Below are 12,899 nucleotides of genomic sequence, written 5' to 3'. Positions count from 1 at the left end.
GTCGCTTACTGCTGCGCCACCTTTTCCGACTTGCCGTCATAGCGCCTGCGCCATTCAGCCAGGATGCCGTCACGGTTTTTCGAGGCCCAGGCGAAGTCGTTCTTGATCAGGCGCTGTTCATAGTCGGCTGGCAGTTCGGTCTGTGGTTTGGCGATGCCCGGCTGAGCCAGTACGGCGAAGTTTTCCTTGTACAACTCCATCGCCGCCGGGCTGGCGGAGAAGTCGGCCAAGCGCTTGGCGGCTGCTTCATGCTGGCTGCCCTTGAGTACGGCAGTAGCCTCGATCTCCCAGCCCAGGCCTTCTTTTGGCAAGACGATATCCAACGGCGCACCTTGGCGCTTGAGCTGAACCGCCGGGTACTCGAAGGAAATACCAATCGGGAATTCACCGGCCGCGGCCAACTTGCAGGGTTTGGAACCGGAGTGAACGTACTGGCCGATGTTCTGGTGCAGAGCATCCATGTACGCCCAGCCCTGTGGTTCACCAAAGGTCTGCAACCAGGCGCTGACGTCCAGGAAGCCAGTGCCGGAGGACGCAGGGTTCGGCATGACGATCTTGCCCTTGTATTCCGGCTTGGTCAGGTCCTGCCAGCTCAGAGGCTTGCTCAGGCCCTGCTTCTCGGCCTCGATGGTGTTGAAGCAGATGGTCGCCGCCCAGACGTCCATGCCAACCCAGGCCGGTGGATTGGCCGCGTCGCGGTAGTTGCCACCAATCTTTTCCAGGTCTTTGGGGGCGTAGTGCTGCAGCATGCCCTGCTGGTCAAGAACCGCCAGGCTGGAGGCCGCCAGGCCCCAGACCGCATCGGCTTGCGGGCGATCCTTTTCCGCCAGCAGCTTGGCGGTAATGATGCCGGTGGAGTCACGTACCCATTTGATCTCGATATCCGGGTTGGCCTTCTCGAACGCCTGTTTGTAGGTCTTCAACTGCTCGGCTTCCAGTGCGGTGTACACCGTCAGTTGAGTCGTAGCGGCCTGGGCCTGCACAGTCATGGCAGTGAGGACGGCAGCGGCAAGAGCAAGTGGCTTGAACATGGTGCGGTTCCTTGAGCGGTACAGGTTAGAGGGTCATCAGTGGCCTGGCGCACGCTGGCGCCAGGCTTGGGAGCGTTGCAGCAGGCCGCGCGAGGCCCAGGCCAGCAGCAGCGAGACGGCCGCGCTGGTCAGCAGAATCAGGGTGGACATGGCCGCCGCGCCGCCGACGTTGCCGGCATCGTCCATGTTCAACACAGCGACGGCGGCGAGGATGGTGTCGGGGCTGTAGAGGAAGATCGCCGCCGACACCGTGGTCATCGCCGAGACGAACAGGTAGCGAATGATGTCCAGCAGTGCGGGCAGGCAGATCGGCACAGTCACCCGCAGGAAATGCCGGTACAGCGGCGCCTTGAGCGACAGTGCGGCGGCCTCGAACTCGCCGTCGAGCTGGCGCAGTGCGGTGGTCGCGGTCATCTGAGCGGTGGTCAAATAATGTGCAATGGTGCACACCACCAGCAGCGTCATGCTGCCGTAGAACACATGCAACGGGTTGCCGCTCAAGTTGAAGAAGAAGACATAGCCCAGACCCAGCACCAGCCCCGGCACAGCCATCGGCACAAAGCTGAGCAGGCGCAGCAGCAGGTTCAGGCTGCGTTGGCCGCGGGTTTTCTCCATCAGGTAGGCACCGGTGAAGATCACCACACTGCCAATCAGTGCCACACCCAGGGCCATGGTCAGGCTGTTGCGATAAGCGAGCCAGCCGCCACCGGCGGTGTCGTCGAACTGGTAGTGCTTGAGTGAAAGCGACAAGTTGTAAGGCCAGAACTTCACCAGCGACGAGTACACCGCCATGCCCACCACCAGCAACAGGATCGCGCACACCAGCAGTACCAGCGCCAGGAACCAGCCATCGCGCTGCCGCGATGGCGCCGGCAGGAACACCTGTGCCCGGCCACTCATTGCATCGCCCTGACGGCGGCGCAACCAGGCATCGACCGCGAAGCTGAACAGCGCTGGCAGCAACAGCACCATACCGATCAGTGCGCCGCGACCGAACTGCTGCTGCCCCACTACGGCCTTGTAGGCTTCCAGCGCCAACACCTGATAGTCGCCGCCCACCACGACCGGCACACCGAAGTCCGTGATGGTCAGGGTGAATACCAGGCAGAATGCAGCGAAGACCGCCTGCCGGGTTGCAGGCCAGGTAATGCTGTGGAACGCCCGCCAAGGGCCTGCGCCCATACTGGAGGCTGCATCGAACAACCGTGCATCGGCCAGCGACAGTGCCGACAGCAGGATCATCAGGGCATGAGGAAAGGTGTAGATCGCCTCGCCGAGGACAATGCCCCAGAAACCGTAGATGTTGTCGTTGAGCAGACCGCGCAGCAGCCCCTGGTTACCGAACAGGTAGACCAGCGCAATGGCCGGCAACATCGACGGCGCCAGCAGTGGCAACAGCGAAATCCCGCGCCAGATCGACTTGCCCGGAATCAGCGTGCGCTGCAGGGCATAGGCGAACAGGTAGGCCACGGGCACGACGATGGCTGCCACGCTCAGCGATACCTTGAGACTGTTGCCCAGCAACCAATGGAAATTCGCGCTGGTCACCAGCTCAATGGCCGCCGTCAGGCCGCCGCCCTGCCCGGCCTCGCTGCTGAAACCACGCCAGAAGATCGCAAGCAGCGGCAACAGGACAGCGACGGTCAACAGCAGCAGCAACAGCACCTTGCCGCCGACCACGAACAAGCGATCACCCCGTGCGATACGGGCCGATTGAGTGCGGGACGCCTGAGCGCCCGGCAGTGCGATTGGCGCAGCCATCTCAGGCAAACACCTGCAGGCTGCGCGGTGGCAGGGCGACCCAGATGTCTTGTGAACCCAGGCGCGGCATGGCCTCCGGCGCGACTTCCGCCAACAGCGGATGGCCAGGCAGTTCGTTGAACTCAAAGCTCATGCGGCAGCGGTTGCCGAGGAACGTGATCTCCCGCACCCGGGCCGGGAACAGGTTTTCTTCGTGGGTCGGCGGGTTGACACTGATCGCCTCGGGGCGGCAGAACAACCGACCGCTGCGGGCCTGGCTAGCGCCTTGGTCGAGGCGCATGTTCATCGAACCGACCTGCGCATGGCTGTCGCTGCTGCGCTGGAACGGCAGCCAGTTACCCTGACCGACGAACTCGGCCACAAACGGGGTGGCCGGTTTGTCATAAATCGCCTGCGGGGAGGCGTACTGCTCAACCTGCCCGTTGTTCATCACGGCAATGCGGTCGGCCATCAGCATGGCCTCGTCCTGATTGTGAGTCACCATCAGGGTGGTGATGCCAAGCTGACGCTGCAATTGGCGTAACTCGCTGCACAAGTGCTCACGCACACGGGCGTCGAGCGCCGACATTGGCTCATCGAGCAGCAACAGTGAGGGGGCTGGCGCCAGGGCACGCGCCAAGGCAACGCGCTGCTGCTGCCCGCCAGAGAGTTGGCCGGGGTACTTTTTCTCGCTGCCCGACAGGCCCACCAGCTCCAGCATCTGCGCGACACGCTGGCGCACTTCATCACGGCCACTGCCGCTCAGGCCATAGGCAATGTTGGCTTCGACCGTCAGGTTGGGAAACAGCGCATAAGACTGGAACAGAATGCCGTAGTCCCGCGCCTGCGGTGGCAGGTCGGAAATGTCACGATCACCGATGTACAGCGTGCCACGGTCCTGACGCTCCAACCCGGCGATGCAACGCAGCAACGTGGTCTTGCCGCACCCGGAAGGGCCAAGCAGGCAGACCAGTTCGCCTGCGGCGATATCCAGGGATACATCTTGCAGTGCCGTGAAAGCACCGAAGCGCTTGTGGATGCCGCGCACCTTCATCTGTGCGCCAGGGTTTACGAGTGGGTTGTTCATGGCAGGGCCTCACCGAGCAGATGAGGGTCATGCTAGGAGGCGAATGCGAAGCTTCTGTGGCGCCCAGGCAAAAGCTACCGATAGTGGTATAGGCAGATTTGGGTTAACTGCCATTGCCAGCAAAGCCGCACCTTTTGCAGCGGCGGTGTGCCAGTGGGTGCGCAGCGCCTGCATCGCGGGCAAGCCCGGCTCCTACAGGGATAGGCGCAGTAGGCTTGCCTTGGCCTACAGGTCGCAGGCCGCGACTTCCTGGGCAAGGCCAAGAAACGCTGCGGGCAGGCGGGCCTGGCGCCGTTCTTTCAGGCAATAGAGGTATTCGTACATGTGCGGAGCGCCCTCCAGGGTCAGCACGCGCAATTCCGGGTTATGCGGCACTTCATGGCGGGCAATGATGCTGATGCCGATGTTGCGCAGCACCCCCTCGCGAATCGACTCGCGACTGCCGATTTCCAACAACGAACCCGCCTTCACCCCGGCATCGGCCAGCATCTGTTCAGTCAGGCGACGCGTCGTGGAACCAAGCTCACACGCATCAGCAGGCAATGCCCGCTCAAGGCGCTGAGCGGTACAGACCCGCGATTGGCCAACGGATGATTGCGGTGCACCGCCACCACCAGCGGGTCGGTGCCAAGCACCCGCCGCACCAGCCTGGCATCTTCGAGTAACTGCGAGGACGCCGCGAGGTCCACCCGGTAGTCTTCCAGCAACTCCAACACCTGTTGGGAGTTGCCGATCTCTACCGAAACCTCAACCTGCGGCAAGCGTTCACGGAAGATCTTCACCAGGTCGAGAATGTAGTACGGCGCCGTCGCGGCGATGCGCAGGGTGCCCTGGGCCTGGCCGCTGTTACGCAGGAAGAACTCGATATCCGCTTCCTGCTGCAACAGCACCTTGACCATCGGCAACAGGCGCGCACCGTCGTCACTCAAGGTCAGGCGACGACCGCCACGGTAAAACAACTCAACCCCGTACTGGCTTTCCAGATTGCGGATCTGCGTGGTCACGGTCGGTTGGCTGAGCCCGAGCTTCTTCGCCGCCAGGGTAATGCTGCCCAACCGCGCGACCATGTAGAACGCTTTCAACTCGGCACTCAACATACATCCTCATTTTCTCAGCAGACGCAGACCGTTGAAGACCACCAACAGACTGACGCCCATATCGGCAAACACGGCCATCCACATGGTCGCCATGCCAGCAAAGGTGATGCCCAGGAAGATCGCCTTGATCCCCAGCGCCAGCACGATGTTCTGCTTCAGAATCGCCGCGCTGTTGCGCGAGAGCCTGACGAAGGCCGGGATTTTGCGCAAGTCGTCATCCATCAACGCCACGTCGGCCGTCTCGATGGCCGTGTCGGTGCCGGCTGCAGCCATGGCAAAGCCAATTTCGGCCCGTGCCAGTGCCGGAGCATCGTTGATACCGTCGCCGACCATGCCCACCCGATGACCTTTGCTGTAGAGGTCTTCAATGGTCTTGAGCTTGTCGGCGGGCAACAGGTTGCCGTAGGCCTGATCGATGCCCACCTGGGCGGCAATGGCCTCGGCGGTATGCGGGTTGTCGCCGGTCAGCATGACGGTGCGGATGCCCAGTTCGTGCAATTGAGCGATGGCCTCACGGCTGCTGTCCTTGACCGTGTCGGCCACGGCAAACAACGCCACCGGGCCGGAGCCGTCAAGCAACAGCACGACACTTTTGCCCTGGCGCTCCAGAAAATCGAGACGGGCTTCCAGTTGCGGCGAGCACAGGCCAAGGTCTTCTACCAGCCGATGGTTACCCAGGTGGTACAAGGTGCCCTCGACCTGCCCGCGGACCCCTCGCCCCGGCAGGGCCTGGAAGTCATGAACCTCATGCACGACGATGCCCTGCTGTTCGGCCTGCTGCGCTACCGCATGGGACACCGGGTGGTCGGAACGGGCGGCGAGGCTGGCGGCGATGCGCTGCGCGGCGCTTTCGAACAGTGGATCGAGCAGTTGGAAATCGGTCTGCACCGGTTTGCCGTGGGTTAGGGTGCCGGTCTTGTCCAAGGCCAGGAAATCAAGCTTGCGGCCGCCCTCCAGGTACACGCCCCCCTTGATCAGAATGCCCTTGCGCGCAGCAGCGGCCAGGCCACTGACAATCGTCACCGGGGTAGAAATCACCAAGGCACAAGGGCACGCGACCACCAGCAAGACCAAGGCCCGGTAGATCCAGTCGAACCACGCGGCTCCGGTGAACACTGGCGGCACGACCGCTACGAGCAGGGCAAGAGCAAACACCACCGGGGTGTAAATGCGCGAGAACTGATCAACGAAGCGCTGCGTCGGCGCACGCGCACCTTGTGCCTGCTCCACGGCCTTGATGATCCGCGCCAGGGTCGATTGACCGGCGGGCGCTGTTACACGGAACTCCAAGGCCCCACCCTGGTTGATGGTGCCGGCGAACAGTTTGTCGCCCGGCCCTTTCTCGACGGGCAGGCTTTCGCCGGTGATCGGCGCCTGATCGACGCTGGATTGCCCCAGCAGTACCTCACCATCCAAACCGATACGCTCACCGGGACGAACCCGTACACGAGCGCCCAACGCCACGTGTTTGACCTCCATCTCCAGCCACTGGCCATCAGCCTGCTGTACGGTGGCGCGGTCAGGGCTCAACTGCATCAAGCCGCCGATGGCGTTACGCGCACGCTCCAGCGAGCGGGCCTCGATCAGCTCGGCCAAGGTAAACAGGAACATCACCATCGCCGCTTCCGGCCACTGACCGATCAGCACTGCACCGGTCACCGCGATGCTCATCAGGGCGTTGATGTTCAGGTTGCGGTTTTTCAGGGCGATCCAGCCCTTCTTGTACGTACCCAGGCCGCCGCTGAGGATTGCCACCAGCGCAACCAGTGCCACCACCCAGTTCGGCGCGGCCGCCGTGAAGTGAATGACTTCCGCCACCAGAGCCGCGACGCCAGAAAGCGCCAGCGGCCACCAAGGCTTCTTCGCCGTTACACGCGGCTCATCCTGCGTCTCGGCGTTCTCTGTCAGCGGTTCGGCCTGCATGCCCAGGCCAGCGATGACCTGCTCGATAACCTTCGCCTCAACCAGGGTATGCCGCACGCCAAGCACGCGGTTGATCAAGTTGAATTCCAGTTGCTCGATCCCCGCCAGTTTGCCCAGCGCGTTCTGGATAAGGGTCTGTTCGGTCGGGCAGTCCATGGCCTCGATCCGAAAGCGGCTCAGGCGAGCGTTGGCACTGCTCACCTCGCTCAATTGAATCAGCGCCGGCGCCTCGGCAGCCGAGCAACAGGCATGGCCGTGCGCTTGATGGCCATGAGCGTGGTGATTGTCGTGGTCATCATGCGCCTTATGGGCGTGGTTGTGGCTGACGGGCTGGTGCATACGGTTCATCCCTAAAGGTCCTGTTGCCAAGTACACACCCTGTAGCCACTATAGGGTCAAGCAATCTGCCGGGGAATGTGCAATGAAAATCGGTGAACTGGCCAAAACGACTGACTGCCCGGTGGAAACCATCCGCTACTACGAGCGCGAAGGCCTGCTGCCAGAGCCTGCGCGCAGCGAGGGTAATTACAGGCTCTACACCCAGGCGCATGTCGAGCGCCTGACCTTTATCCGCAACTGTCGAACCCTCGACATGACCCTGGATGAAATCCGCAGCCTGCTCCGCCTGCGCGACAGCCCGGAGGCCCAGTGTGAAAGCGTCAACGCGCTGATCGATGAGCATATCCAGCACGTCAAGGCCCGGATCGACGGGTTGCTGGCCTTGCAGGAGCAGTTGCTGGAACTGCGCCAGCATTGCCACGCCCAAGAGGAACAGTGCTCGATCCTGCAGCATCTGGAGGTCAACGGGGCAGTCACCGCGCCGGGCGCAGAGCATTCACATGTAGGTCGCAGCCACGGCCACTGATGGCCCTCACAGTGCCTGGGGATTAACCGCCAACTGCGCCTTGACCGCGTCTGCCTGCTGGCGCAGGGCGTCCTCGAACAGGCTGACCAACTGTGAAGGTGGCCGATGCAGGGGTTTGACGATATTCACGGTAAAGGGAATCGGCACCGTGAAGGGGCGGATCTGCACACCCTGGCCAACGAAGTCCAGGGCAGTCAGCGGGTTGACGATCGCCAGGCCAATCCCCTCGCGGACCATTGAGCACACCGATGCCGCACTGTGGGTGTCCAGTACCAAGCGCCGCTCGACCTGCGCTTGCCGGAAAATTTCGTCGATCTGCTGCCGGTAGGTGTCCAGCGTGGACAGGCTGATAAAGGGTTGCCCGGAAAAGTCGGCGGGCGCCAGGCGTTGCTTTTCCAGCAACGGATGCCCGTTGGGCAATACACAGACCTCATCCACAGTCATCAGCGGCGATAGCACGGTGCCAGGCGGCGTGCTGCTCACCTCGGTCAGGCCGATGTCGTGCCGCTGCGCGGAGAGCCATTCTTCCAGCAAAGGCGATTCTTGCTGGCTGATGGTGACACTGGCCTTGGGGAACTGCGCCAGAAAGCGCTGGCAGGTCTTGGGCAGCAGCGACTGGGAAAACACCGGCAGGCAAACAATCGACAACTGCCCCTGCTCGAACTCGCGCAGGGCGTCCACCGTATTGAGAATGCGATCAAGGCCAAAGTAGGCCCGCTGCACCTCCTCGAACAGCGCCAGCGCCTGTGAGGTCGGTCGTAACCGACCACGGGCCCGCTCGAACAGCTTCAAACGGGACAGTTGCTCGAAACGCGCCAGTTCACGGCTGACGGTCGGCTGCGAGGTGTGCAGCATAGCAGCGGCCTCAGTCACGCTGCCCGAGGTCATGACCGCACGGAAAACCTCAATGTGACGCAAGGAGATGGACATGGGCCGCTCGGGAGATCGAAAGCCATATCATAAATGAATGACCTCACGGCAAATTGATATTTTATGCCGCCCCCACCTTTCTCCATGATGCAGGCCATCCACGCCCCGCCACACCGGGGCCGCGCCATACCCCAGGGAGAACCTCATTGGAACACGCCGCCGCACAACGTCCAGGCCCATGCCGGACCACCGCCATCACCGATAGCATGCTGACCCGGTTGGCCGCCGAACACGGCACCCCACTGTGGGTGTACGACGCCCAGGTAATTCGTCAGCGCATCCAGCAACTGGCGGGCTTCGACACCATCCGCTTCGCCCAGAAAGCCTGCTCGAACCTGCATGTACTGCGCCTGATGCGTGAAGCGGGGGTAGCGGTTGATGCCGTATCACTCGGTGAAATCGAGCGCGCACTCAAGGCCGGCTTCAAAACCGGCCGCACCTCAGGTGCTGCCGAAGTGGTGTTCACCGCCGACCTGTTCGACCGGGCCACCCTGAACCGCGTGGTAGAAACGCAGATCGAGGTCAACGTGGGCTCGATCGACATGCTTGAGCAACTGGGCGAGCGCTCCCCTGGGCACCGGGTCTGGCTGCGCATCAACCCGGGCTTCGGTCACGGCCATAGCAACAAGACCAACACCGGCGGTGAAAACAGTAAGCACGGGATCTGGCACAAGCAGCTGCAAGAGGCGCTGGCCCAGGTTCGCAAATATCAGCTGCATCTGGTCGGCCTGCATTTCCATATCGGCTCGGGCGTGGACTACTCCCACCTGCAGCGGGTGTGCAGCGCCATGGTGGAGCTGATTGGCCGCCTGGACCACGACATCGAAGCGATCTCTACTGGTGGCGGGCTGTCGGTGCCTTACCGCGATGGCGAACAGGCCGTAGACATCGCGCACTACCTCACGCAGTGGCGTGAAGCCAAACAGCAGATCGAGCAGCAGTTGGGTCACCCAGTGCGCCTGGAAATCGAGCCGGGTCGTTTTCTGGTGGCCGAGTCCGGCCTGCTGGTCGCTGAAGTACGCGGGACCAAGCCGATGGGCAGCAACCACTTCACCTTGGTCGATGCCGGTTTCAATGACCTGATGCGCCCCTCGATGTACGGCAGCTACCACGAGATTTCACTGATTCCACAGCCTGGCACCGCGCAGGCGCCGCGTCCGCCGCGCGCTACCGTGGTGGCAGGCCCGTTGTGCGAATCCGGTGATGTGTTTACTACTCAGCTTGAAGGCGGCATTGTCGAATCGCGCCTGCTGCCGTCGGCTCAGGTGGGGGATTACCTGGTGTTCCATACCGCCGGCGCCTATGGCGCGTCGATGTCGTCGAACTACAACAGCCGCGGGCATGCCGCTGAAGTACTGATCGACGGCGAGGCCAGTCGGTTGATCCGCAAACGCCAAAGCCTTGAGTCGTTGCTGGCGCTTGAACTGGACGCCTGAGGCTGTAACCAAACACAACACAGGCCGCAATAGCCTGTGTTGTGAGGCGGCGGTCAAACCGCCATTGGCGCGGTCATCGGCGCGTGGTGCTCGTAGCCTTCAAGGCTGAAGTCGCTCGGCTCGATCAGTTCCAGCCACTCGGGCTGGTAAATACCCGTCTTGGCGAATTCCGGCACACGGTCGGAGATCACCAGCTTCGGCGCGGCCAGTGGTTCGCGCTTGAGCTGCTCGTTGAGCATGTCCAGGTGGTTCTCATAGACGTGCGCATCGCCAATGAAGTAAGTGAACCAGCGTGGCGTGTAACCGGTCAGACGGCCCACCAGCGACAGCAGTGCAGCGCCTTCGGTGAGGTTGAACGGCGTGCCAAGGCCCAGGTCGTTGGAGCGGATGTAGAGGGTCAGGGAAATTTCCTTGGTCTCGACATTCGGGTGGAACTGGTACAGCAAGTGGCACGGCGGCAGGGCCATCTCGTCAAGCTGGGCACAGTTCCAGCCGTGGAACAGGATGCGTCGGCTGCCTGGGTCATTGATGATGGTGTCGACGCACTGGCGAATCTGGTCAATGGCCTTGTACAGCACCACGAACGCTTCACCGTCTTCCTCGGCCTCGGCAATCGTCTGGAAGCCCTGGCTTTGAGCGAGCGCGATGGCAGCCGGGTTACTCAGCGCAATACGCTTGTACGCCGGCCACTGGCGCCATTGCACGCCGTAGATTTCACCCAGGTCGTCGGCACCCTGACGGAACGGGTTGGCCAGCCACTGCGCATTCTCGTTGGCGTTCTGGTCCCAGACCTTGCAGCCCAGTTCGCGGAACTGCGCTGCGTTCTTCACCCCGCGCAGGAAACCGACCATCTCGCCAATGGCTGACTTGAACGCCAGGCGGCGGGTGGTGATGGCCGGGAAGCCCTCCTGCAGGTCGAAACGCAGCATGGCACCGGGGAAGCTGATGGTGCGGATGCCGGTACGGTTGCCCTGCAGGGTGCCGTGCTTGATCACGTGGGCGACCAGTTCTAGATATTGCTTCATGACTTACCTGTTTCAAAACAGGCAGAGGCGCACCCCTGCCTTACACATTTAAAGCGCAGCGCCCTTGGCGGTCGGCGCGCGGCGATAGGCCCACCAGATCAACCCGATACCACCGAGGATCATTGGTACGCAAAGCAGTTGGCCCATGGTCAACCAACCAAACGCGATGTAGCCCAGTTGCGCATCGGGCACGCGGACGAACTCGACGATGAAGCGGAAGATGCCGTAGAACAGCGCGAACATACCGGAGATGGCCATCGTCGGGCGTGGTTTGCGCGAATACAGCCAGAGAACCAGGAACAATGCCACACCTTCCAGTGCAAACTGGTAAAGCTGCGACGGATGGCGCGGCAATTGTGCCGGATCACTGAAGGGCGGGAAGACCATGGCCCACGGCACATCGGTCGCCTTGCCCCACAATTCGCCGTTGATGAAGTTGCCGATACGCCCCGCACCCAGGCCAATCGGTACCAGCGGTGCAACGAAGTCCATCAGCTCAAAGAACGACTTGTTGTTGCGCTTGCCGAACCACAGTGCCGCCAGCATGACGCCGATAAAGCCGCCATGGAACGACATGCCGCCCTTCCAGACTTCGAAAATCAACGCGGGATTGGCCAGGTACGCACTCAGGTCATAGAACAGTACATACCCCAGGCGGCCACCGACAATCACCCCCATGGACAGCCAGAACACCAGGTCGGAAAGCTTTTCGCGGCTCCAGGTCGGGTCGAAACGCTTCAACCGGCGCGATGCCAGCAGCCAGGCGCCGCCGATGCCGATCAGGTACATCAGGCCGTACCAGTGGATTTTCAGCGGCCCGATGGCCACGGCCACGGGGTCGATATTCGGATAAGGCAGCATCAAACGTCCTCTATTCTTAAAGCAAAAAGCTCAGGCCGACACAAAACAACAGTGCGGCAAACAGCCGTTTCAGCAGGCGGGGCGACAGCTTGTGGGCCAGCCGCGCACCAAAACGGGCAAAAAACATACTGGTCAGGGCAATACCCAACAGCGCCGGCAAATACACGAACCCGAGACTATGCGCTGGCAACAACGGGTCGTGCCAGCCCAGAACCATGAAACTTAGCGCACTGGCCAGGGCAATCGGGAAGCCGCAGGCCGATGAAGTCGCCACCGCCTGCTGCATCGGCAGGCTGCGCCAGGTCAAAAACGGCACGGTCAGCGAGCCGCCGCCAATGCCGAAGATCGCCGAGGCCCAGCCGATCACACTGCCGGCAGCGGTAAGGCCGGCTTTGCCAGGGATACTGCGGCTGGCCTTGGGCTTGAGGTCCAGCGCCATCTGCAGGGCAATGATCAGGGCGAACACACCAATGATCTTTTGCAGGTTCGGGCCCTGGATCGCCGAGGCGGTTTTCGCACCAATACCGGCGCCGATCAGGATCCCAAGGGTCATCCAGATGAAGATCGGCCACTGCACCGCGCCTTTGCGATGGTGTTCGCGAATGGCATTGACCGAGGTGAAGACGATGGTCGCCAATGAGGTGCCGACCGCCAGATGGGTCAATACCGAGGCGTCAAAGCCCTGCGCGGTGAAACTGAAGACCAATACCGGCACGATAATGATGCCGCCACCAACGCCGAACAGCCCGGCCAGCACGCCTGCACAGGCACCCAGCACTAGATAGAGCAGGAATTCCATTGTCGCCCCCGGAAAATTCTGTCCGGCATGGTAACGGAAGCCGGGGTAATGGCTCCAGTGGCTCGCAGCGAAGGCTCTGTTACAGTGAGTGAAAACACCAGGAAA

The 12,899-nt window shown here is 62.0% G+C and carries 10 protein-coding genes and 1 pseudogene; 2 read left to right on the top strand and 9 right to left on the bottom strand.

From position 1 onward, the window contains the following. Positions 1–5 precede the first annotated feature (5 nt). The 5 genes and pseudogenes from ACZ9H3_RS16700 to ACZ9H3_RS16680 all read right to left on the bottom strand — a co-directional run bounded on the left by ACZ9H3_RS16700 (position 6) and on the right by ACZ9H3_RS16680 (position 7,217). Positions 6–1,031 carry a putative 2-aminoethylphosphonate ABC transporter substrate-binding protein gene (locus ACZ9H3_RS16700; RefSeq protein ID WP_476221591.1) on the bottom strand — a complete coding sequence of 342 codons (1,026 nt, stop codon included), beginning with the start codon at positions 1,029–1,031 and terminating at the stop codon, positions 6–8. Between the two features lie 36 nt (positions 1,032–1,067). Next, on the bottom strand, positions 1,068–2,792 hold the full coding sequence (locus tag ACZ9H3_RS16695; RefSeq protein ID WP_476221589.1) for a putative 2-aminoethylphosphonate ABC transporter permease subunit: 1,725 nt from the start codon (positions 2,790–2,792) through the stop codon (positions 1,068–1,070). A gap of 1 nt (position 2,793) precedes the next feature. Continuing rightward, complete coding sequence (locus tag ACZ9H3_RS16690) at positions 2,794–3,858, bottom strand: putative 2-aminoethylphosphonate ABC transporter ATP-binding protein (protein ID WP_065757990.1); 1,065 nt, start codon at positions 3,856–3,858, stop codon at positions 2,794–2,796. A 225-nt stretch (positions 3,859–4,083) separates the two neighbouring features. Then, a pseudogene (locus tag ACZ9H3_RS16685) lies at positions 4,084–4,955 on the bottom strand (LysR family transcriptional regulator). Between the two features lie 6 nt (positions 4,956–4,961). Next, a complete protein-coding gene (locus ACZ9H3_RS16680; RefSeq protein WP_476222779.1) occupies positions 4,962–7,217 on the bottom strand; it encodes a heavy metal translocating P-type ATPase in 2,256 nt (751 codons plus the stop codon). An 82-nt stretch (positions 7,218–7,299) separates the two neighbouring features. On the opposite strand from ACZ9H3_RS16680, the gene cadR reads away from it, so the two are divergent. Then, complete coding sequence (gene cadR / locus ACZ9H3_RS16675; protein WP_065757992.1) at positions 7,300–7,743, top strand: Cd(II)/Pb(II)-responsive transcriptional regulator; 444 nt, start codon at positions 7,300–7,302, stop codon at positions 7,741–7,743. A gap of 6 nt (positions 7,744–7,749) precedes the next feature. On the opposite strand, the gene ACZ9H3_RS16670 is transcribed toward cadR, so the two are convergent. Then, complete coding sequence (locus ACZ9H3_RS16670; RefSeq protein ID WP_454240525.1) at positions 7,750–8,673, bottom strand: LysR family transcriptional regulator; 924 nt, start codon at positions 8,671–8,673, stop codon at positions 7,750–7,752. A 194-nt stretch (positions 8,674–8,867) separates the two neighbouring features. On the opposite strand from ACZ9H3_RS16670, the gene lysA reads away from it, so the two are divergent. Beyond that, complete coding sequence (gene lysA, locus ACZ9H3_RS16665) at positions 8,868–10,109, top strand: diaminopimelate decarboxylase (RefSeq protein ID WP_476222777.1); 1,242 nt, start codon at positions 8,868–8,870, stop codon at positions 10,107–10,109. A gap of 53 nt (positions 10,110–10,162) precedes the next feature. On the opposite strand, the gene ACZ9H3_RS16660 is transcribed toward lysA, so the two are convergent. From ACZ9H3_RS16660 to ACZ9H3_RS16650, 3 genes are read right to left on the bottom strand one after another with little or no spacing between them, the layout of a single operon-like run. Beyond that, a complete protein-coding gene (locus ACZ9H3_RS16660) occupies positions 10,163–11,134 on the bottom strand; it encodes a thymidylate synthase (protein ID WP_330522202.1) in 972 nt (323 codons plus the stop codon). Between the two features lie 48 nt (positions 11,135–11,182). Beyond that, positions 11,183–11,995 carry a prolipoprotein diacylglyceryl transferase gene (gene lgt, locus ACZ9H3_RS16655; protein ID WP_102053227.1) on the bottom strand — a complete coding sequence of 271 codons (813 nt, stop codon included), beginning with the start codon at positions 11,993–11,995 and terminating at the stop codon, positions 11,183–11,185. A 16-nt stretch (positions 11,996–12,011) separates the two neighbouring features. Beyond that, positions 12,012–12,794, bottom strand: coding sequence for a sulfite exporter TauE/SafE family protein (locus ACZ9H3_RS16650; RefSeq protein ID WP_099773310.1), 783 nt, complete (start codon positions 12,792–12,794; stop codon positions 12,012–12,014). Positions 12,795–12,899 lie beyond the last annotated feature (105 nt).

The sequence above is a fragment of the Pseudomonas sp. TE3910 genome, from assembly GCF_056279025.1.
The sequence above is the reverse complement of the archived record's forward strand: the minus strand, read 5'-3'. Positions and strand labels throughout refer to the sequence as shown.